General features: G+C 56.1%; 23 protein-coding genes and 1 tRNA gene. 2 read left to right on the top strand and 22 right to left on the bottom strand.

What is annotated here, in order from left to right; all coding sequences use genetic code 11:
* Nucleotides 1–12: 12 nt before the first annotated feature.
* The 3 genes from ACQZ51_RS02330 to flhA are packed head-to-tail and all read right to left on the bottom strand — an operon-like array spanning nucleotide 13 to nucleotide 3,269.
* Nucleotides 13–420, bottom strand: a complete 408-nt coding sequence (locus tag ACQZ51_RS02330) for a hypothetical protein (RefSeq protein WP_448774918.1) — start codon at nucleotides 418–420, stop codon at nucleotides 13–15.
* 9 nt (nucleotides 421–429) lie between these two features.
* On the bottom strand, nucleotides 430–1,182 hold the full coding sequence (gene fliR / locus ACQZ51_RS02325) for a flagellar biosynthetic protein FliR (RefSeq protein ID WP_448774916.1): 753 nt from the start codon (nucleotides 1,180–1,182) through the stop codon (nucleotides 430–432).
* Nucleotides 1,179–3,269: a flagellar biosynthesis protein FlhA gene (gene flhA, locus ACQZ51_RS02320; RefSeq protein WP_448774915.1), complete on the bottom strand. Its 2,091-nt coding sequence runs from the start codon at nucleotides 3,267–3,269 to the stop codon at nucleotides 1,179–1,181. The genes fliR and flhA overlap by 4 nt, the downstream gene beginning before the upstream one ends.
* Nucleotides 3,270–3,554: 285 nt before the next feature.
* Here flhA and ACQZ51_RS02315 point away from each other — a divergent pair, with 285 nt between their 5' ends.
* The gene (locus ACQZ51_RS02315) at nucleotides 3,555–5,735 is read left to right on the top strand and encodes a DUF1217 domain-containing protein (RefSeq protein ID WP_448774914.1); all 2,181 of its coding nucleotides are present in this window, start codon (nucleotides 3,555–3,557) and stop codon (nucleotides 5,733–5,735) included.
* Between the two features lie 85 nt (nucleotides 5,736–5,820).
* Here the strand turns inward: ACQZ51_RS02315 and yacG are convergent, their stop codons facing one another.
* The 9 genes from yacG to ACQZ51_RS02270 all read right to left on the bottom strand — a co-directional run bounded on the left by yacG (nucleotide 5,821) and on the right by ACQZ51_RS02270 (nucleotide 11,708).
* Nucleotides 5,821–6,051, bottom strand: coding sequence for a DNA gyrase inhibitor YacG (gene yacG, locus ACQZ51_RS02310; protein ID WP_042618035.1), 231 nt, complete (start codon nucleotides 6,049–6,051; stop codon nucleotides 5,821–5,823).
* A 5-nt stretch (nucleotides 6,052–6,056) separates the two neighbouring features.
* Nucleotides 6,057–6,680, bottom strand: coding sequence for a Maf-like protein (locus ACQZ51_RS02305; protein ID WP_448774913.1), 624 nt, complete (start codon nucleotides 6,678–6,680; stop codon nucleotides 6,057–6,059).
* Nucleotides 6,681–6,710: 30 nt separating this feature from the next.
* Nucleotides 6,711–6,929, bottom strand: a complete 219-nt coding sequence (gene infA / locus ACQZ51_RS02300) for a translation initiation factor IF-1 (protein ID WP_027673809.1) — start codon at nucleotides 6,927–6,929, stop codon at nucleotides 6,711–6,713.
* 105 nt (nucleotides 6,930–7,034) lie between these two features.
* The gene (locus ACQZ51_RS02295) at nucleotides 7,035–7,457 is read right to left on the bottom strand and encodes an arsenate-mycothiol transferase ArsC (protein ID WP_192063843.1); all 423 of its coding nucleotides are present in this window, start codon (nucleotides 7,455–7,457) and stop codon (nucleotides 7,035–7,037) included.
* Between the two features lie 59 nt (nucleotides 7,458–7,516).
* The gene (locus tag ACQZ51_RS02290; RefSeq protein ID WP_448774911.1) at nucleotides 7,517–7,990 is read right to left on the bottom strand and encodes a UPF0262 family protein; all 474 of its coding nucleotides are present in this window, start codon (nucleotides 7,988–7,990) and stop codon (nucleotides 7,517–7,519) included.
* A 3-nt stretch (nucleotides 7,991–7,993) separates the two neighbouring features.
* Nucleotides 7,994–9,292 carry a histidinol dehydrogenase gene (hisD, locus tag ACQZ51_RS02285; protein ID WP_448774910.1) on the bottom strand — a complete coding sequence of 433 codons (1,299 nt, stop codon included), beginning with the start codon at nucleotides 9,290–9,292 and terminating at the stop codon, nucleotides 7,994–7,996.
* Between the two features lie 170 nt (nucleotides 9,293–9,462).
* Nucleotides 9,463–9,900, bottom strand: a complete 438-nt coding sequence (locus tag ACQZ51_RS02280; protein WP_448774908.1) for a DUF2948 family protein — start codon at nucleotides 9,898–9,900, stop codon at nucleotides 9,463–9,465.
* A gap of 110 nt (nucleotides 9,901–10,010) precedes the next feature.
* Nucleotides 10,011–11,303, bottom strand: coding sequence for a UDP-N-acetylglucosamine 1-carboxyvinyltransferase (murA, locus tag ACQZ51_RS02275; RefSeq protein ID WP_192063421.1), 1,293 nt, complete (start codon nucleotides 11,301–11,303; stop codon nucleotides 10,011–10,013).
* A 180-nt stretch (nucleotides 11,304–11,483) separates the two neighbouring features.
* Complete coding sequence (locus tag ACQZ51_RS02270) at nucleotides 11,484–11,708, bottom strand: hypothetical protein (RefSeq protein ID WP_042618085.1); 225 nt, start codon at nucleotides 11,706–11,708, stop codon at nucleotides 11,484–11,486.
* A 153-nt stretch (nucleotides 11,709–11,861) separates the two neighbouring features.
* On the opposite strand from ACQZ51_RS02270, the gene ACQZ51_RS02265 reads away from it, so the two are divergent.
* Nucleotides 11,862–11,936, top strand: a tRNA-Thr gene (locus ACQZ51_RS02265).
* Between the two features lie 258 nt (nucleotides 11,937–12,194).
* On the opposite strand, the gene fliQ is transcribed toward ACQZ51_RS02265, so the two are convergent.
* The 10 genes from fliQ to fliK form a co-directional block, all read right to left on the bottom strand.
* Complete coding sequence (gene fliQ / locus ACQZ51_RS02260; protein WP_042618030.1) at nucleotides 12,195–12,461, bottom strand: flagellar biosynthesis protein FliQ; 267 nt, start codon at nucleotides 12,459–12,461, stop codon at nucleotides 12,195–12,197.
* A gap of 104 nt (nucleotides 12,462–12,565) precedes the next feature.
* Nucleotides 12,566–12,988: a flagellar hook assembly protein FlgD gene (gene flgD / locus ACQZ51_RS02255; RefSeq protein ID WP_448774906.1), complete on the bottom strand. Its 423-nt coding sequence runs from the start codon at nucleotides 12,986–12,988 to the stop codon at nucleotides 12,566–12,568.
* Nucleotides 12,982–13,428: a flagellar biosynthesis repressor FlbT gene (gene flbT, locus ACQZ51_RS02250; RefSeq protein ID WP_042618028.1), complete on the bottom strand. Its 447-nt coding sequence runs from the start codon at nucleotides 13,426–13,428 to the stop codon at nucleotides 12,982–12,984. Before flbT ends, flgD begins: the two co-directional genes overlap by 7 nt.
* The gene (gene flaF, locus ACQZ51_RS02245) at nucleotides 13,425–13,772 is read right to left on the bottom strand and encodes a flagellar biosynthesis regulator FlaF (protein ID WP_042618027.1); all 348 of its coding nucleotides are present in this window, start codon (nucleotides 13,770–13,772) and stop codon (nucleotides 13,425–13,427) included. Before flaF ends, flbT begins: the two co-directional genes overlap by 4 nt.
* 55 nt (nucleotides 13,773–13,827) lie before the next feature.
* Complete coding sequence (locus ACQZ51_RS02240; RefSeq protein WP_448774904.1) at nucleotides 13,828–14,841, bottom strand: flagellar hook-associated family protein; 1,014 nt, start codon at nucleotides 14,839–14,841, stop codon at nucleotides 13,828–13,830.
* A 1-nt stretch (nucleotide 14,842) separates the two neighbouring features.
* Entirely contained in the window at nucleotides 14,843–16,285 is a 1,443-nt protein-coding gene (gene flgK, locus ACQZ51_RS02235) for a flagellar hook-associated protein FlgK (RefSeq protein WP_448774902.1), read from the bottom strand.
* Nucleotides 16,286–16,304: 19 nt separating this feature from the next.
* Nucleotides 16,305–17,573, bottom strand: coding sequence for a flagellar hook protein FlgE (locus tag ACQZ51_RS02230; protein WP_448774900.1), 1,269 nt, complete (start codon nucleotides 17,571–17,573; stop codon nucleotides 16,305–16,307).
* Between the two features lie 289 nt (nucleotides 17,574–17,862).
* On the bottom strand, nucleotides 17,863–18,534 hold the full coding sequence (gene rem / locus ACQZ51_RS02225) for a transcriptional activator Rem (RefSeq protein ID WP_448774897.1): 672 nt from the start codon (nucleotides 18,532–18,534) through the stop codon (nucleotides 17,863–17,865).
* A gap of 279 nt (nucleotides 18,535–18,813) precedes the next feature.
* Entirely contained in the window at nucleotides 18,814–19,377 is a 564-nt protein-coding gene (locus ACQZ51_RS02220; RefSeq protein WP_448775731.1) for a transglycosylase SLT domain-containing protein, read from the bottom strand.
* A complete protein-coding gene (fliK, locus tag ACQZ51_RS02215; RefSeq protein WP_448774895.1) occupies nucleotides 19,325–20,785 on the bottom strand; it encodes a flagellar hook-length control protein FliK in 1,461 nt (486 codons plus the stop codon). Before fliK ends, ACQZ51_RS02220 begins: the two co-directional genes overlap by 53 nt.
* Nucleotide 20,786 lies beyond the last annotated feature (1 nt).

Below are 20,786 nucleotides of genomic sequence, written 5' to 3'. Positions count from 1 at the left end.
GACGCTATATCTCTAACCTTGCTGGAGGCTGGTGTCTTTCAGGCTCATCTGCAAATCAATGAGCTCATAGACGCTGTTATCCTCGCGCACGCGCGCCTCGTCTGCACGGGCATCATTGCGTTTGTCCTCGAGACGTTCGCCCTTCTTCGTCTCTTTTACCACCTGCTGTTCCTGCGCCTTCTCGATGGATTCGAGTCTGACGTCACGCGAGGTCAACCGGCCATGCCGGGTTGCGTAGTGCTTGAGCATGTGTTGGTGCAGCGGGTCGAGCGATGTCAGATAGCCCGTCAGCGTGTCGAGCTTTTCGGCCAGTTCGTTGCGCTCGCGCGTGGTGATCGCCAGCTCGTTTTCGGCCATCTGCTTCAAATGTCCCTGGACCTTGACGAGCCTGCCGAGCTTTTTGGATTTGCTGTCGTCCATGATTGCCCCTCACATATTTGCAAAGACGCGAAAGAACCCGGTGACGAACTGGTTGACCACCGCTGCTATGCCAAAATACAGCAACAGCAGGCCCCCGCCAAGCGCGTAAGGGGTCGAGATGAAATAGACCGGTATCTGCGGTGCCATCTTGTTGATGAGGCCAATCGCCATGTTGAACAGAAATCCGTAGAGAATAAATGGACTGGCGACACGAAGGGCAATGTTCATCGAGGCGACCAGCGTGTCGGTCAGCGATATCAGCATTCGCTGCACACTCATGGCACCGCCGAGCGGAATGGATGTGTAGGATTCCACGATGGCGCGGAAAATCACGTGATGAAAATCGAGAATGAACAGCAACAACAACACGCCATAGGACAACATGCTGGCCAACTGATTTTCAGAGGTGTCCTCCAGCACATCCTGCACCGGCGGGCCGGTGAAGGCGATGGCCATGCCCATGGCGGTCGCGGCAAACTGCATGCCCAGCACATAGAGATGGGCGATCATTCCAAAGGTCGCGCCAATCAGTGATTCGAAGAACATGAACTTCAGAAGGGTGATGGCATCGGTCGTCACCACGGGATAGATCGTGTTCCACATCAAAGGTAAAATGGCCATGGCGAGAGCCATGGCCGTCAGCAGTCGGATTTGCATGGGAAGGCGCGCCGAGGAAAATCCCGGCATCACCATCAAGCAGGCACCTATCCGGCAAAATGCCAGAAACAGTGCGACAACCGTTCCCTGCGGGTCTGAGATCATGAGATCGAGCCGAGTATCTTTATTTCCGTGCCCTTGGCCAATTCGACATGCGAGAGGACTGGCAGTGTGCTGAAGAGGCGTTCCGTAATCATGCGCACATAAGACCGGGTTTCCGGCAAGGTAACAAGTACGAAAGGCAGCCCGACATCCATGTATTCACGGATTACTTTGCTTGCCTCGTTCGAGAACTCTTCCACCTGACGCGGATCGATATCGAATTCGATCACTTCACCCTTCTGATCGCGCTTGATGGCCTGCTGGAACACGACGTCCCACTTGGTGCCAAGTCTCAAGACACGCAGCACGCCATTGTCCGAAAGATCGCCGCAAATCTGCTGCGCCATACGAATGCGGACATGCTCGACGATCTGCTCTGTTCTGCGAAGATGCGGCGCAAGCTCTGCCACGGCTTCGAGAATGAGGTGGAGATTGCGGATGGAAACGCGCTCTGCCAGCAACAGCTTGAGAATGGCCTGCAGACCGGAATAGGACATGTGCGACGAGCAGATTTCGTCCGCCAGTTTCTTGTATTCTGGGTCAAGGCGATCAATCAGCACCTTGACGTCCTTGTAGGACAGCAGCATCGGCAGATTGTTGCGAATGACTTCGCTGACATGGGTCAGAAGCGCCGAGATGTTGTCGATCGGGTGGAAGCCCTCGCGCTTGAGGTCTTCCACGAAGTTTTCAAGCACGGAAACGGCCGGCATGCCGAACGCTGGTTCCCGAACCTCGTCGCCCGGAACAGACGGTCTACGACCCTTGCCGGTGATGACGAGAACTTCGCCAACGCGCAAGGTGCTGGCGGCAACCGTCGTGCCGTGAATGCGGATCTGGTAAGACTTGTCGGGAATGGCGATGTCGTCCGTGACCTTGATTTCCGGCACGACGAAACCGTACTGGGTCGCGAATTTCTTGCGCATCTTTCCGACGCGGAAGCCAAGCTCCTGGTGTGCGCCGAGCAATCTTGGCGAAACCTGCTTGCCAAGCGCAAGCTCGATTTCGGTTGTGCGCAGAGAATTCTTGACGGTGTCCTTTTCGGCGTCCTGGGCCTTGCTCGTCTGCTGTTCTTCGGCCACGCGTTCGGCGTCTTTCTCCTGCGCCAGCTGGCGCGGGATGATCCAGGCACCGAAGGCAAGCATCCCACCCAGCGACATGAACGGCAGGAATGGCAAGCCGGGAACAAGCGAGAGAACCATCATCAGCCCGGCAGCAACGCCAAGAGCCTTCGGGTATCCGCTCAGCTGGTTGAGAACCGCGGTGTCTGTGGAGCCCTTGGCACCGCCACGGGTAATGATAAGGCCGGCAGCCAGCGAAACGATGAGGGCCGGCACCTGCGAAACGATACCGTCACCCACGGAGAGCTTGACGAAAACGTCAGCGGCTTCACCGATGGCCATGCCGTGGCGGAAAACACCGATGATGATCCCGCCGCAAATGTTAATGCCGGTAATCATGAGGCCCGCGACAGCGTCACCGCGCACGAACTTGGACGCACCGTCCATGGCACCGTAGAAGGCGCTTTCTTCTTCCAGCTCGAGACGACGCAGCTGGGCTTCTTTTTCATTGATGATACCGGCGGACAAGTCGGCATCGATCGACATCTGCTTGCCGGGAATGGCGTCGAGGGTGAAGCGCGCGCCGACTTCCGCGATACGCGTTGCACCCTTGGTGATGACGATGAAGTTCACCACGATGAGGATGAGGAAGACGATCAGACCGATCACGAAATCGCCCGACATCACAAGGCTGGAGAAGCCAGCGATAACACCGCCGGCTGCTTCGTGGCCCTGGTTGCCATGGGACAGAATAACACGCGTCGTGGCGATGTTCAGCGCCAGACGGATCATGGTCGAGATCAGAAGGATGGTCGGGAAAGACGAGAAATCCAGCGGGCGCTGGATCCACAGGGACACCATCAGGATGAGGACGGAGAAGGCAATCGAGAATGCCAGACCCATGTCGATCATGAAAACCGGGATCGGCAGGAACAGGATGCACAGAATGGACACGATGCCCACCGCAAACCCGATATCGCGCCCACGCGCCGCGACTTTCGGAAGGGGCAATATGCTTGGAGGCGTTGCCATTCTAACTCCATCTCTTGATGAGAACTGTAGAAGTGTCCCGGCCTTGCCCTCATGGAAAAGCCTGCCGACCCAATGGACAGAGATCGACGTCGCAGCATTATGGGATCAAGCTTGCGCGAGAATGGACAAAACCGCGAGGTAAGGTCGCAGATCTGCTTTTTAATCGCCCGCTATATTTAGGCTTTGGTTCAGACTATTTCTGTAATATATTCGTCAGGCACTTCGCGCGATGATAGCGTGCACACTGGCCATGACCCTCAAAGGCCAAACCCTGCAAGGCTATCCATGTCGACTGTATCCACCTATACCAGTTACCTCAACGTAAACCGGGATATTAAATCCTCGCTGGAGACAGTTGCCAGCAAGGCTTCGGTCGCGCGTGAAACCGCCTATTACGAAGAAAACATCGGCAAGGTCTCAACAGTCGATGAGTTTCTGGGCGATTATCGCCTCTATTCCTATGCCATGAAGTCCTACGGTCTGGAGGATATGACCTACGGCAAAGCCTTCATGCGCAAGGTTCTGGAGAGCGATCTCAGCGATAGCACCAGCTTCGCCAATTCCATGACCGACAAGCGATACCTGCAATTTGCTGAGGCCTTCAACTTCAAGGGCGATACCAAGACTGTTCAGAACACCCAACAGGCCAGCAACCTGACGGATGCCTACAAGGCGTCGTTCACAGCCGAGGAAACATCGCTCAAAGCCGAATCCACCTATTTCGCTGCGCAGATTGGCAAGGTCACCAGTCTCGACGGCCTCGTCAACAATGAGCGCCTGCGCACCTATATGCTCGATGCGGTCGGCCTTGATTCGAAATATACGTCCAAGTCCTATCTGAAGCAGGTTTTGACCAGCAATCTCAATGATCCAGCGAGCGTCGCCAACCAGGCCAAGGACCCTGCGTGGAAAAAGCTTGCCGAAGCATTCAACTTCAACACGGACGGCACCATCAATGGCAGCGTGCAGACGGCTGACCAGACCGAAGATCTGAAGCTGGACTACATCTACAACCAGTCGACATTCCCATCCGATACCCTGGCCGATGCCAACAAGCGTTACTGGGAAAAGAACGTCGCCACGGTGGCAACGGCCACCGAGCTCGTTGCCGATCCTCGGATGCTGGATTACGTCAAAACGGCGTTCGACCTGAACCCGACGATCATGGCCAGCAGCGTGGCGAGCCTCATGTCCAGCGAGAACTTTGCCACGACCTATGGCAACACCAAGCTGCTGGACAGTTTCAATTTCGAAACGGATGGCACGCTGGCGTCCGGCAACACGGCACAGAACGCTCTCCAGACCATCGACATCAACAAGAAATACAAGACCGCGTTTTTGGAAGACCAGTCCAAAGCGTCGGATGAAGCCATTGCCAACTATAAAGCACGGGTCGGCGCCTTTACCAGCATCGAGGACTTCTTCGTCTCGAACAAGAAAGACGATGACAAGAAAAATGACAGCGTTACCGAAGTCTGGGACGTGGCACTCAGGGCCTTTGGCATCGATCCTGATGAGGTCAGCCAGTCGGAGCTGAAACGTGTTTTGACAAGTGATGTCAATGACAAGAAAAGCTACGTCAACACCCTGAAGGACGAGCGCTTCGTTGAGCTGAATAAGGCGTTCAACTTCACCTCCGATGGCTCGCTGAAGGCTCCTGTTCTGGCGCAATCGGAAAGCATGACGGAGAGATTTGCAGGCGATTACGAGAGCGCGAAGCTGAGATCGCTAACCGGGGCAGAAAAAGAGGCGGCTGGCAAGAAAGCGGACGCCGAGATCGAATATTACAAATCGCAAATGCAATCGATCACCTCTGTGAAAGAGTTGCTTGCCGATAGCCGCCTGACGAACTTCATTTTCGAAGCCAATGGCATAGACCCCAAAAGCGTCGAACCGGCAGACCTGAAGAAGATGTTCACGTCCGACCTGTCGGACCCGAAAAGCTACGTCAATTCGCTGGATGACAACAAATTCGCCGAGATTGTCGCATCGTTCAACTTCGACACTGAGGGCAAACTGACCACAGAGGCAGTTGGTGGAGCGCAGCAGCGGGGCGCCATTCTGGAAACAACCAACCAGTATGTGCGACAGACGATGGAAGAAGACCAGGGCGAATCCAATGCGGGCGTTCGGCTTGCGCTGTATTTCGAGCGCATGGCGCCCACCATTTCAAGCGCCTATGGCTTCCTCAGCGATGACGCGCTGTTCCAGTTCTTCAAGACCGCCTATAACCTGCCAACCTCTGTCGGCAACATGGATGTGACCAAGCAGGCGGATCTGGTGAACACCTATATCGACATCACCAAATTGCAGGACCCGGATTACGTCGGAAAGATGCTGAAGCGGTTTACCGCCCTTTACGATGTTCAGAACAATAACAGCTCTTCGACCCTGTCGATCCTGAGTGGCGCGACATCCATCAGCGCCGATACGCTTCTGGCCGTGGCGCAGCTGAAATCAGGTTAGTAGAACGCAATTCGTTTCGACCAACGAAAACGCCGTAAATCCGAGGGATTTACGGCGTTTTTCATAGATAGCCATGTTTCCTGGCTTAATATTCTTCGTCGCTGCGGCGCTGTGCGACACCTTCTTCATCCGGATTGCTTTCATCATCTGCAACGGGAATGGCGTAGGAGCCTTTCAGCCAGCGCGAAAGGTCCAGAGACCGACAGCGATCCGAGCAGAAAGGATAGTCTTCGCGCGTGGAGGGCCGTTTGCACTCCGGGCAAGGCTGCGCCTTTCGCAGCGGTGTGACAGTCGGTTTGTTGGATGGATCGGTCACTGGGATCAGCCTTCTTGCCAGGAGGAAGCCACCTCAAAGCCTTCACCAGCCAGAAGTGACACCGTTTCATAGAGCGGTAGCCCGACGACATTGGTGTAGGATCCGGTCAGCTTCTGCACGAAACAACCGGCAATGCCCTGAATGCCGTAAGCACCCGCCTTGCCGCGCCATTGGCCTGACGCGATGTAGCTTTCGATTTCATCCTGCGACAGGCGCTTGAAGCGCACCTTGGTTTCAACCACCTTCTGGCGCACCTTGCCGCTGGGTGTCACAAGGCAGACGCCCGTATAGACCCAGTGGCTGCGGCCAGACAGAAGGTGAAGTGCTGCCGAAGCCTCTTCGATAAACTCAGCCTTGCCGACAATGCGGCGGCCCACGGCCACTACCGTATCGGAGCCCAGCACGTAGGCGCCCTTCCAGGCAAGCTCGCCCTTCACCGCCTTGTAAGCAGCCTCGGCCTTCTGCAAGGACAGGCGGCGGCATAGCGTGCGGGGATGTTCGAGCCGGGCTGGCGTCTCGTCTATATCCATCGGCATCAGACGTGCGGGCTCAATGCCCACCTGATGCAACAGCTCAAGACGGCGTGGCGACCCGGAAGCCAGAATCAGCTTTTGTTTTGCGTCTGTCATGCTCTGCCAGTCGTCCGGTCAGCCGGGCGATTACTTGAAACGATAGGTGATGCGACCCTTGGTCAGGTCATATGGTGTCATTTCGACAAGCACCTTGTCGCCCGCCAGAACGCGGATACGGTTCTTGCGCATGCGGCCGGCTGTGTGGGCGATGATTTCGTGTTCGTTTTCCAGCTTCACGCGAAACGTGGCATTCGGCAAAAGTTCGGTTACGACGCCCGGGAATTCGAGGACTTCTTCTTTGGTCATATAGAGTTTTTCTTCCTGTTGATAATGCCGGACCAAGCAGTCCGGGAAAATTGCGCGGAAACTACACAATCGCCGCACATTTGTGAACCTAAATTGTCAATCGTTTTAAAGTGTCTCGGAAAACAGCCTCGGCCGCTGCGGCAGGCGCTCCGAAATCAGCTTTTTGAGATGCTCGCGCACCTCGCGATAGGCTTCCAGAATCTGTTCCCGCGTGCCTGTCGCCACCGTTGGATCCATGGTTGGCCAGTAGACGACATCAAGGGCGTTCGATCTGGTCAGCTCAAGGGCGGCATGATGCGCTTCCGGCGTCAACGTAATGATAAGATCAAAGAAATCATCCTCGATTTCATCAAGCGTTCGCGGTTTGTGTTTTCCAAGCGTCAGACCCGCCTCATCCAGCACCGCATCCACGAAAGGGTCGCGCTCACCTGCGCGCACGCCTGCCGATTGAATGTAGATGCCGGGAGCAACGATCTGTTTGGCAATGACTTCGGCCATGGGTGAGCGAATGGAGTTCATGCCGCACATGAACAATATGGCGCGCGGGGGCTTGTCTTTCAAGTCGATGCTCGCCGGGTCCTGCACGCCTACCCCCGCCAATAGAGCACACAGACCAGCGTAAACAGACGTCTTGCCGTATCGAAATCGACCTTTATCTTGCCGGACAACCGGTCCATCAGCGTTTGCGAACCATCATTGTGAATGCCGCGCCGCCCCATGTCGATGGCCTCGATCTGGCTGGGCGTGGAAGAACGGATCGCTTCGTAATAGCTTTCGCAGATCATGAAGTAGTCTTTGATGATCCGCCGAAATGGCGTCAACGAGAGGATGTGGGTGGCAACAGCCTGCTCGTCTTGCGTCCTGATGGTGAAAACCAGCTTCGTATCGACAAGCGAAATATTGAGCTTGTAAGGCCCACCCGGATGGCCATTCGGCTCAAAACTGTTTTCCTCGATGAGATCGAAAATTGCGACGGCGCGTTCATGCTCCACGTCGGGTGTGGACCGGCCGATGCTCTCGTCCAGTACCACATCGCAGAGCCTGAAAGCGCCTGTCTCCATCTCTTAACCCTCTAGATTGAGACGGATGGCAACGGAGCGCGCGTGGGCGTCCAACCCTTCGGAATGGGCCAGTGTGATGGCCGCTGGCGCAAGTTGCCGCAACTGATCCGGCCCAAGCCTCAGGATCGACGTGCGCTTGACGAAATCCAGAACCGACAGACCCGACGAGAAACGCGCAGACCGCGCCGTCGGAAGCACGTGGTTGGAGCCGCCGACGTAATCGCCGATGACTTCCGGCGTGTGTCGTCCAACAAAGATCGCACCGGCATTGCGTATGCCCGCCATCAGCGCGTCGGGATCATCAACGGCGAGTTCCAGATGCTCTGCCGCGATGCGGTTGGCCAGCGGAACCGAGGCGGCGAGGTCATCGACCAGAATGATCGCGCCGAAATCGCGCCAGCTTGCAGTCGCCGTCTTTTCGCGTGACAAAAGCTTCAACTGGCGTTCAACGGACTGCTCCACGGCCTTGCCCAATTCCCGATCATCGGTGATCAGAATGGATTGCGCCCCCTCGTCATGCTCGGCCTGCGCCAGAAGATCGGCAGCCAGCCATTCGGGATTGTTGTTTTTGTCGGCAATCACGAGCACTTCAGAAGGTCCGGCAATCATGTCGATGCCGACGGTGCCGAAGACATGGCGCTTGGCCGCTGCCACATAGGCATTGCCCGGGCCGACGATCTTGGCCACCGGCGCGATCGTCTGTGTGCCATAGGCGAGTGCCGCCACAGCCTGTGCGCCGCCAATGCGGTATATTTCCTCAACGCCAGCGATGCGCGCTGCCGCCAGCACCGCCGGGTTGATGACACCGCCATTGGCCGGAACGACCATCACGACGCGCTCAACACCGGCAACCCGCGCCGGAACCGCATTCATCAGCACCGAGCTTGGATAGCTCGCCGTGCCGCCTGGAACGTAAAGTCCCACAGCCTCGATGGCCGTCCAGCGGGAGCCGAGGCCCACACCGATATCGTCCTCGTAAATATCGTCCTTCGGCATTTGCCGGGCATGGTGCTTTTCAATTCGCGCGGCCGCAAGCTTCAGCGCGTCCAGCACGGCAGGATCGACCTGCGCAATCGCTGCATCGATTTCCTCAGCGGTCACGCGCATGGATGTCTTGGTAAAATCCAGGCCATCGAATTTCAGAGAATAATGGGCGAGCGCCTCATCGCCACGGGTGCGAACATCATGAATGATATCGCGCACGACAAGATTGACGTTCTCGGAGACTTCTCTCTTCGTCGTCAGGAATGTCGCGAATGCCTGTTCGAAATCTTGAGACGACTGTTCCAGCCAGATTGCCACGTCACTTACCCTCTTGATGCCCCATCACTCAAACCACGGGGCGAATGCTTTGCCTGCACACTTCACTCAACGCAGCGCGCCTTCCTTTCGGAAGGCGAAATGCTCCAGGGTATGTGGCATAAATTAAAACAGGCGAGCAAGGCAATTCACCCTGCCCCGGCTTTATAAGATCAGTCTAACGAATGTTGCGGTTGCGATGCCGTTTCCCAGCCACCGCTGACATCGGCCAGTTGCGCCTCGATGCATTCGACATCCAGCGCAATCGCACCGCCACCGGACAGTGTCAGCTCCACCGTTCCATCGGGGCCTTCGCCATTCTGGGTGAACTGCACGGCCAGCAGCGACAGGACCTGATCCTTGTTGTCGCGGTTGAAACCGTAAGAGCGCACATTGCCCACACGCTTCAAAGCCAGCACGCTGCGGCAACGCTCGGGTGACTGGCCTTTTTTGGTCGTGTGTTCCCAGACAAAGCGGTTGGCAGACAGAACGAACTGGCCGTGCTTTCGATCAAAGGACGCATCTTTCAGCTTGAAGACGCTGTCCTGCATGTGTGTCGAGATAATGGAGAGGTCTTCTCCATCCAGCGCCATCAATTTAAGGCCACTCATCGTATCTATGCCCTCCGTGTGCGGCCAGAGCCGCTCAAATTCCATTGTGACTCGGAGATAGGCAGTCGAGGCCCGATCTGCAACCGGCGGGCCTCGATGACGGGGCAGTATTAGTCGCTGACGCGCTCAACCTGCGCACCGCAGCGGTTGAGCTTTTCTTCCAGACGCTCGAAACCACGGTCGAGGTGATAGACGCGGGAAACCATCGTCTCGCCTTCAGCAACCAGACCGGCAATGACGAGCGAGACGGATGCACGAAGGTCGGTCGCCATGACAGGCGCGCCCTTGAGGCGAGAAACGCCTTCGATGCGGGCCATCTGGCCGGAGAGCGAGATCTTAGCACCCAGACGCGCTAGTTCCTGCACGTGCATGAAGCGGTTTTCGAAGATCGTCTCGGTGATGTGCGAAACGCCCTGCGCCCGCGTCATCAGCGCCATGAACTGCGCCTGAAGATCCGTTGGGAAGCCGGGGAAAGGCTCGGTCACGACATCCACGGGGTGAATACCATTGCCATTGCGCACAACGCGAAGGCCGGTTTCCGTTTCGGTGATGGTCGCGCCGGCAAGCTTCAATGTTTCCAGTGCGTTGTCGAGCAACGAAGCCCTGGTGCCTTCCAGCAAAACATCGCCACCCGCCATGGCAACGGCCATGGCATAGGTGCCGGTTTCAATGCGGTCTGGAAGCACGCGGTGGCGAGCACCGTGCAGCGATGTGACGCCTTCGATTGTGATGGTTGAGGTGCCTGCGCCCTCGATCTTCGCACCCATTGCCTTCAAGCAATCGGCAAGATCGACCACTTCAGGCTCACGCGCCGCATTGTGAATGACTGTTGTGCCACGCGCCAGAGACGCGGCCATGAGCATAACATGGGTAGCGCCCACAGAAACCTTGGGGAAGGTATACGTCGCGCCGATCAAACCACCCGCCGGAGCTGTCGCATTGATGTAACCGCTGTCGATTTCCATCTTCGCGCCCAGCGCCTCCAGCCCCTCGATGAACAGGTCAACCGGGCGCGTGCCGATGGCGCAGCCGCCGGGCAAGGACACACGGGCCTTACCATCACGCGCCAGAAGCGGGCCGATGACCCAGAAGCTTGCGCGCATCTTGGACACCAGTTCGTAAGGTGCCGTCGTATCGACAATCGTGCGGCAGGTGAAATGAACCGTGCGCGAATAGCCCTCGCCCTGGCTTTCACGTCGTCCGTTGACCGATACGTCCACACCGTGGTTACCGAGAATGCGGACGAGCTGCTCGACATCGGCCAGATGAGGCACGTTTTCCAGCGTCAGAGTGTCACTCGTCAGCAAGGAAGCGATCATCAAGGGCAAAGCTGCATTCTTTGCGCCGGAAATCGGGATGATGCCGTTAAGTTCGTTGCCGCCGATGATTCTGATGCGATCCATACGTAACTACGAGCGATGCGCTCGCCTTTCCTGAGTGCTTGCAACGGAAAGGCGCCGCGCCATCCGTGGTGTGATATCCGGTCTAAGATCGGTTTTGAGAGCGGGCCTGCCGCATAATTCGTCAGGCTACGCAGTAAAGGAAACTCAGCGCCAATTCAATTTTCCGATGAATATTTTATGTCAGCACGATTCGTCCGTTTTTGCGGCGGGCAGACCATTTGTTTCGTCCGCCTCTCCAGCGCGCCGTGCCCGGGCCTGCTGCTTGCGCCGCGCCAGGTTTTCCCGCAGCTTCTGCGCCGCACGCGCCTTGCGCTCGGCCTCCTGCCGCTTGGCCCGGTCGCCGGGTCCATTTTGCCCCGAAGGAGGCTCAGGCTTATCCGCCAGATTTTCGTGATGATCGTCCATGGGCGCACCCATAGCCGAATTCACGGCTTTTCAACAGCCCCCACCGGTTTTTGCACTGTTGAACGACGAAGTCTGTATTTGCGGCTTGCGCTCGTCATAAACCTATGGCAATAGGCCCCAACTTGATGTGAAGCACCTGCTTCGGCGTCAGATGCTGCGGTAGCTCAGTGGTAGAGCACTCCCTTGGTAAGGGAGAGGTCGAGAGTTCAATCCTCTTTCGCAGCACCATTTCCCAAATTCTCATTATTTTTGAAATAGATCGCTAGCACAGCTGCGTCAGCACGCGCCTATTGGCCGCGAACTTACGCCGCCGCTTTGGGAATGATGTTCTTTTGAAAAGTTGGTGCAGGCCGCGATCGACGCATTGAAAAAACAAGCCAGCACGACAGCGCACAGTGGCTGCCACCTGCTCGCCTCACACGCAGGCGCGGCTTTTAAAGGCAGGCGCGGACATACCTGCTAAAAATCGCATCGTTCTAACTGCGTTTAAAACCCGGATTGCACGCGGGAGAAGACCATGTTTGTGAACATGCCGATCTGAGCACCGACAAAGGGTGCGGACACGCCAACTGCCACCATGACCGCAATGATCTTGGGAACGAAGGTCAGCGTTGTTTCCTGAATCTGGGTCAGGGCTTGAATCAACGCAATGACGATCCCGACGATCATCGCTGCACTTACAGCAGGGCCAGATGCAATCAGGACAGTCCAGATCGCATTCTGCATAATATCAAGAGCGTCGGCCTCGTTCATCTCGGCGGCTCGATTCACTCGGCGTCACGAAGCCGAATTGAGACATGAAATTTTGTGACGCCGTTACCGTCAGGCAAGAGCGATAGATGATTCGCGCCCCGCCGTTAAGCCGGGGTCTGCGCTATTTTGATGCCCTGGGTAATGGCAATGGTGGCACCAGAGGTGGTCGTTGCCGTAAGGCCCTCTGCTGTGACCTTGATGGAGGCCACGACGCCGCTTGTCTTTTCATCCGCGCTGGTAATTGTCTTGCCGATATAGGAAGACGCATTCGAAAGCGTGGAATTCGACAGCAGGCTTTCAAGATTGGTATTGGTCTTGATCTGCTGCTCCACCTGGGAGAAGGTCGCAAGCTGCGATACCTGCTCGGTGGCGTCCATCGGGTCCGTCGGATCCTGGTTCTTCATCTGCGTGATGAGGAGCTGCAGGAAGTTGTTGTAGTCGAGCGTCGCCTTAGCGGAGTCCTGTTTGGACGCCGCTGCGGTGGTGGCCGTGGATGCGGCTGTGGACGAGGTGACTGCGTCTACCATGGTGCAATTTCCCGTCTCAGTTCACTGACCACGGCAGGCGTGATCTCGTGGCTGTTGAGAATGGCTTCTTCCTTGGCATAGAGGCCGCGGATTGTCTTGAGGGCATCGAAAGGCCGACCTGACGAAACTGTTGCATCAACCCGCTTCAATTCGGAACGAATTTCTTCGTTCTTGAAGGTTGTCAGAAGCATGGTGATGGACTTGCGGAACAGTGAAAGCGACTGATCCTTGCCTTCGGGGTTGATCAGCATCATCTGAACGATGAAGTAGAGCTGCCGCAAAGGTGTTGTCGTGTCTTCAAGTTGCAACACGTGGTTTTCCAGAAGGAATGTCACGTCGTTGAGAAATTCCAGAGACACTTTCCGGTCAACACGCAGAACAGCGCCGTTGATGAAAATCTTTTCCCCAGACTTCAGAGAGATCCGCAGTGTACTTTTCATTTTAATCCATCCTTGATGATGGTTGTAACGTCGATAATGCCCTGATAATTCTTCGAAGTACGCTTGCGTATCAGCTCACACTCTCGCAGAATCCAGATAGCGATGGAGATCAGGTTGGCTTTCAGTTCAACGGGAAGCTCATTTTCCGATTGCTTAAGATCGTCTATGAGCCTTGTCCAAACGCGTCTTGTGTAAAAAATTGCCTCGATGCCGTCCTTGCCGTAATTATCCTGGCCCTTGGCCACGGTAAGAAGTTCGATCGATCTCTCTAGGACCTGTCTTTCCCTATCCCGGGCGATATTGGGGTCATCCTCCATTATCTCCGCATATGAAAACTGGAACATTCATCTTTCCTTCATGGTCTCAACCGGCACCCGTCATAGGCGTTTTCTGTTTTCGTCAGAGATAGTTCACCAGGCTCAGGCCCTGGATTTTTGAAGTGATCGAGTACGATGTCTCGACCTGGTTCAGAAGGGTCGTCAGGCGCGTCGAAGCTTCGTACGTGTCGACGCCAATAAGGTTGGTGAGCTGCGTATCGATGATGGTCTTCTGGGCGCTCATGTAAGTATTCGCCTTTTCCACGCGTTCCTGGGAAAGTCCGATCTTCGAGCGCTGGGTATCGATGCCGGAAATTGCCGACCCGGCTAGGCTGGTGGTGGTGTCGTTGACAACGGCCAGCGCACTCGCGTTCAATCCTGAATTTACCAGTTGTGACGATATCACACTTGCAAGAACAAGGTTTTTAAAACCATCGGAGTTGGCCGTCGTGGATGTAGATACGGTTTCCGAAGTACTAATACGGCTGCTCATTGTGGCTTCGGAAGCGCCTGTCCAGACCGACCAATCGAGATTGTCCTGGTAGTCGGTGAGGAATGTCTCCATTTCGTCAGCCGTGACGGCAGACGGGTCAGGGAACTCCAGATCGAAGGCATCCTTGAAGTCCGTCGTAAAATCCGTGATGAACGTATCGCTCAGCGTCTGGACATCGGTATTGATGCCGGAGAACAGGAACTCGCCGTTGACAGCCGTGTTGGAGTAGCTGACGAAATTCTCAAGCGTCGACATGGCCGTCGTCTGGGCAACGCTCAAGCTGCTGGCATCCGTGTTGCCGCTCAGTGCGATCGTCGAGTTCAGCAGGCTCTGGGCCGAAGCGGACATGTTTTCCATGGCCAGCTGAGAGGCGTCCATTCGCTGCTCGGCAATGGAATTTGCATCCATGATGGACTGGAGACGACTGCTTTCGCGGGTGTAGTCCACACTTGTCGATGTGCGTGTTCCAAGTTCCAGACCCACATCAGCGTAGGTGCCGGTCACAGCCTCGGTTTGCAGCTTGGTGATTTCCGTCTGCGCGGTCGCGACAGTCAGCTGCATGGCATTGGTGATGGAGAGGGATGAGATCGGTGTGGTTTTCATGTTAGCCTGCGGCCTCCAACAGCGTCTTCAAAAGGTCATCAATGGTCGACATGAGTTTTGCCGCAGCTTTGTAGGACTGCTCGATATCCAACATCTGGATGAGTTCCTCGTCCAGATTGACGCCTGTCGAGTTGGAGTAGGCCTCTGTTGATTTGTTCAACATGGCGGATGTGCTTTCCGCAGCCGTCGTCGCATTGCTACGATATTCTTCCACGAACCCTACCGAGTCCGAGGCGAAGCTGAGCAGCGTCACTTTGGTCGAAATGCCTGCATTCGGGTCGAACTCAACCTGAGTGTTCAACGCGGCTGCATATTGATACAGCAGATCCGAGTAACCGGACGAGCCGTCCACATTTGGCGTATCCCCGGCAATATTGCCATCACGCAGCTTGATGGGCGAGGCAAGGGCATCAGGAGATATGGTGATCAGCCCGGCCAGACCAGGTATCAGTTCCGCTGTCTCAAAATCGACGGTGGAGCCGTCCTTGGTGGTGAACAATCCGGCGACGGCATCGCCGCCAGCATCAGTTTCCGCAAAAGCTCCGATGACCGTGCGTGCGATTTCATCGAGCTGCGCCTGGTAGGTCGGGTAGACCTCATCACGCAATTGCAGAAGCGCCGGAAGGCTGCCCTTAGCGTTGGTGTTGCTGCCAGAGCTCGTCTTGACCGCGACGCCATCGATATAGATGCTACCGCCCGTGGAGCTGGCATCGTAGGCCGCTTGCGGCTCGAACGAGACTTTGCGCGCCGTCGTTTCGAACAGGGTGGTGCCGTCAGAGGTATAGATCACCATGTCGTTGTTGGAACGCGTGGCGGTGGAAATGCCTACGATGGCCGAAATCTGCTTGAGAAGACCTTCGCGCTGGTCGAGCGAATTGTTCGGGTCCCCGCCTGCCGCCGTTGCGGAGCTGACCGCATTGTTGGCCTGCTCGAAATCGGCCAGAAGCTGGTTTAGCTTCTGGATCGTCGTGTCGATCTCGCTATCGGCGTCCGCTCGCAACTGCTGCACAGCCTGGGTCGAGGTGTTCAGGGAGCTGGACACATCGCCTGCTGCGCTGATGGCGGCAGCTGCCAGCGTCACGTCACCGGGTGACGCGGCGTAGGTCTGTATGGCTTCCTGCATTGCGGAGAGATAGGTGGAAGGTGCTGCCGTGTATTCTTCGCCGCCAAGCAGGACGCTCAGCGAATTCATGCCATCGAGGAATGTCTGCTTGCCGGCATCGTCGGAGGTTGCCGCCAGCGTCTGCTTCAAAAGAGCGGTATCTTCGGTACGCTCGATCTTGACCGTGATTGCGCCGGTGGACGCATTCGTTGTCGTAATCGCCGTGCGGCGATTGTAATCCGCAGTGCTGGCATTCGAAATGTTATTCGAAACGACACCCGTCTGAACAGCCGTGTTGCTCAGAGTTGCCTTTGTCGTATTAAGCGCCGATGCCAGAGACATTCACTCGTCCTTTAAAGCGTTACCGTACCAGATTGATGAGAACGTCCATCAGATCGGAACCGGTCTGGAAGACTTTGGAATTGGCCGTGTAGCTGCGCTGCGCCTGGATCATTTCCGTCAGCTCAGTCGCGATATCGACGTTGGACGATTCCAGCTGCTTGGAAGCGATGGAGCCAAATCCGGTCTGACCTGCAAAGCCGAGCGTCACGACGCCGGACTCGGAGCTGGTCTGGAACACATTGCCGGACAGTACCGTGAGATTGTCAGGGCTTGCCACGTCAGCCAGAGGGATCTGGAAAAGTGCGCGTGCTGCGGATTTCGCATAGGTCGCGTAGACAGTGCCGTCGGCGTTGATCGAGATCGACTGCACCTCTTCGGCCGGGTTACCATTGACGCCACCCTTGGAGATGGTCGATTTTTCGGCTGCCAGCTGGGTCATGCCGGAAAGATCGACTGTGATCTGCGTGTTGTTGTTCGCATCGTCGATCAGAATCGTCTTAGGGTCATTGAGCATCTTGCCCAGATCGTCGTAACTCAGTGACTCCGGGCCAGCAACAGGTGCTTCCGTGTATGGGAAACCACCAGGAGCCGTCGCGAATTTCGCGTCGTAGACGGTCACTTCCCACTCACCTTCATCCGTCTTTGCGAAGTAGAAATCATACTTGATTTCGTTGCCGAGAGGATCGTAGCCGGTGACAGAGGTCTTCAGGACACTGATCTGATCAACAACCACATCAGCTGTGTTGTCTCCTGGAAGATCAGTCGCAACCGGTGCTGAATCGCTGAGGTTACCCGTCAGGGAGCCTGTTGTGGAAGCCGTTGCCGTCATGCCGTTTGCCGAGACGTTGACCGGGACCAGGCCATCATAACTGTTGATGACCGTTGTCGGCGTCTGGCCGGTATATTCGTATCCGAGAAGCGTGAAGCCTGCGTCGTTGACGAGGAAGCCGTCCTCGTCAGCCGTGAATGAACCCGAACGCGTCAGGAAAACGTTGCCTGCCGGGTCTTGCACGACGAAGAACCCGTCGCCATCGATCGCAAGGTCCGTCGATGACTGCGTGGACTGAAGTGCGCCCTGCTGTGAAATCGAGTAGTTGACGCTCGTCATAACGCCGCCGGAATTGTAATTTCCACCCGTCGAGGAAAGGACAAGCGAAGAAAAGGCTGTCGAAGCGCTTTTGTAGCCGGTGGTGCCGGAATTAGCGATGTTGTCGCCGACTGTGCCGAGCTTGTTTGCCTGGGCACCCATGCCGGATACGGCGGTTTTCATCGTTCCAAAAAGGCTCATCTCGAATCCTCTGCTCTAACTGTCTCGACGTTAGGATGCGGGCCTTGCGTGAAGCTGTCTGTTTTTTCCGCTGGTTGAAAAAGATATTCAAAAAATAACATATTAGGCGGAACTAATTGGCGAGAGCGCCGTTATGTGATCTATAAGTTACAAAAATCGAATATAGGCCGGTAAAAACGCTGAAACGAAAAAACGCCGCGGGCTGTATGAACCCACGGCGTGTCAGGGATAGGCTTGCATGTGTTTTCTCCAAATACCTTTTTCAAGGATCTCCGGGGGGTGAACCTGCTTAGCTCCAGTCGATGCAGTAACCGAGAAATCTCTTGGAATCGATCGGGTCGAAACCGAGCTTCTTCCGAAGCTTTTTACGCAATTTGCTGATGTGGCTCTCGACGACGTTCTCTTCGACTTCCTCGTCGAAAATGCCATAGATCGCGTTGAAAATCTGGGACTTGGAAACGCGACGACCGCGATTTGCGATTAGGTATTCCAGAATACGGCGCTCGCGACGCGGCAATGCGAAAAGCTCGCCATTGACCTCGGGATCGCGTCCATCCGAAAACACTCTGATCGGACCTACATCCGTGAAATTCGTCAGAACCGACAAGCGGCGACGAATGGCAGCCGCACGCGCCAGAATTTCTCTGGGATGTACTGGCTTGCGCACGACATCGTCCACGCCACAATCAAACAGCGCGAGCGTTGCGTCCAGGGAGTGATGATCGCTGACTGCGATCACAGGTGCCTGCGAGCGATCTCTGATCGCGCGTGGCAATTCTTGCGTCATCTCGGCCTGTCCAATCAGGAACGCCTCGATTGCAGCGACGTCAGAGTCCGCTGCTGTGGTCACCCACTCACCAAATTCAACGGGGTCAAACCCGGTCGAGGGAATACCCTCTCGCCCAAACAGGGCTGTATAGCCGTCCTTAACAAGCTTCCGCTCATCAACTACCACGATCATTCGTCCGCCTCCGAATCAGTGTAGCCAATCTACAAGCTGAGGTGTACGAATCGTGGGAATCTCTCACAACTACAAAAAAGCACAGGCATTAATTAATAATTGATTAACCATATTGTCCCGATTTGATCTATATCTAGTAGGCCTCACGAAAAATTGGGATATTTTTTCGGGGGAAAAGTGCGAGTCAAGCTACTTAGTGCTTGCGTGCCTTTTTTTGGGTTAATCCTGCCACATTTGTTTTTCGGGCTCCTCAAGGGAGCTTATGCAACCAAAGATTGCTCAGCTAAGGCAGAAATTTCTCGCATTGGCAGTCCACTGACCATAGCCGGTGGCGATCAGATTGGTGATGACACGGCAGACGTACCGCTGTTGGGCGGGGTCATTATTGGGTCCAGCGTGGTAGCGCGCGACCGCCATCGTCCATGTCTCGTGTCGGTCGTGAAGCCTTTTCAGGAACTGCGCGGCATAGGCAACGTTCTTTGCGGGGTCGAACATTTCGGCAACAGAGGCAAATTCGCTGCCGTGAAAATGGACGTTGATCTGCATGCAGCCGATGTCGATCAGCTTCGCGCCGCCGCGTCTCGCATCCTCCACAAGCTTGTAAGCGTCAGGCATGGTGGCAGGAAAATAGGCCTTGCCTTCGATGTTGATGGCATAGGGGCTGAGAGACCCCTTGCGGCCTGTCTCCGTCAAACCGACCGAATAGAGGATGCCTTCCGGTATCCCATAATGCCCTGCGGCGGCCTGTATCTGGCGTTCGCAATCTGCTTTAGAGGCTGCCTGGGAGGCCTCACAGATAGACGTGGTCAGGACGAGTGCCGACGCCGCGAACAGCAGTTTCAGGCTGCAAAATGCTCTCATTGATAGTGGTCTCCTCGCGGCCGCTTTGCCCTGGCTGCCGGTAAAACTGTTCCTGCGATTTGTCACCATCACCACGCTGGCCCTGCTGCGCGCCGTTCTGGCTTGCATCGTTTGGCTGGCGGTTGCCGGTGGCGCTATCCTGCCGGTCTGCATTGCTCGCCAGTGTCACCGTCACCTGGTCAACGTTGAAACCCTGTGCCTTCAGGGCATCCATGATCTCGGAGCTGTCTTTCTGCAGCTCGCTATAGCCCTTGAGCGTATGGGCGGTCAGCTGCACGCTGAGCTCGTCGCCCACCAGCTTCATCGCTGCGGTCACGTGCCCAAGCTCAACCGGGCTCATCTGGATCTTCAACACGTGAACAACCTGTCCTGTGCTGGAGATCATCGGGGAGTTGCCGGTCTGCCCGGCCATGGAGGCCGCCCAATCGGGATCAGCTGCCATAGCACTGCTGATGACTGTCGCATTGGAGGCAGCAGCCATCCCGACAAAACGCCGGCTTTCCACGACCTGCACAATATCGGTAACATCGCCCGCAGCTTTCGCCACATCAATCGTAGCGGAACCGTCTTCGCTGGTTTCAATGTGGAAATCGATGCCCGGCGTGTCCTGCTTTTGCAGCCTGACCACGGTCGATGTTGTCGCTTCACTGTCAGGAAGTGCCGGATCAGCCGTCGTCGCGCCCAATAGGCCAGCCTGTTGCGCCATCGCATTTTGCGCTTCTGGAGCGGTGTTCTGGTTGACAGGCATGATTGTCGAGGACAGCAGGGACAGAAGGTCCATGTTGTCGCCAGCGCCTTCCAGGGGCTCTGCCTCTACCTCACCCTCGCCAGTCGTGTCTTCCCCGCTATCGCCCGCTTCATCTGTCTTTCCAGAGACAGGCGATGAGACAAGATTGGTCAAAGCGGTCACCAGCGCTGCAAGGTCGCTCTCGGGAAGAGCCGCAACATCGACATCGGTCAAAGGCTTGATGACGTTGGCAGCATCCGGCTGCTTGCCCGCCTCTGTGGCGGCCAGCGCCGTCTCCAGGCTTAGGTCTTGCTGAACAGGCAGCACGGGCTGCTCGATGACGATTGGAGCTGACGCGACAGAATTGGCGTTGGAAACTTGGGCCTGCGCTCCCGAAACGGGCGCCGCGACTGGCGCGGGTGCCGCTTCGGATCCAGCCGGTTGGACCGGCGCCTCGTTTAACGAGGCAGCACTTGTATCCGTGGATGGTGTTCTTGCAGGTGAGGGAGATGAGCTTTGCGGCGGCGATTTGCTTTTTTCAAACGATCCCAGCGTATCGGAAAAACCCGTCCCTCCCCTCTTGGACGCGCTTTCTTTATTCTGCCGGTTAGACTGGCTAACGGAGTCGGCCATACCCGGAATAACAGCCTGTGCAACGTTCATG

The sequence above is a fragment of the Agrobacterium sp. CG674 genome (assembly GCF_053521645.1).
The sequence above is the reverse complement of the archived record's forward strand: the minus strand, read 5'-3'. Positions and strand labels throughout refer to the sequence as shown.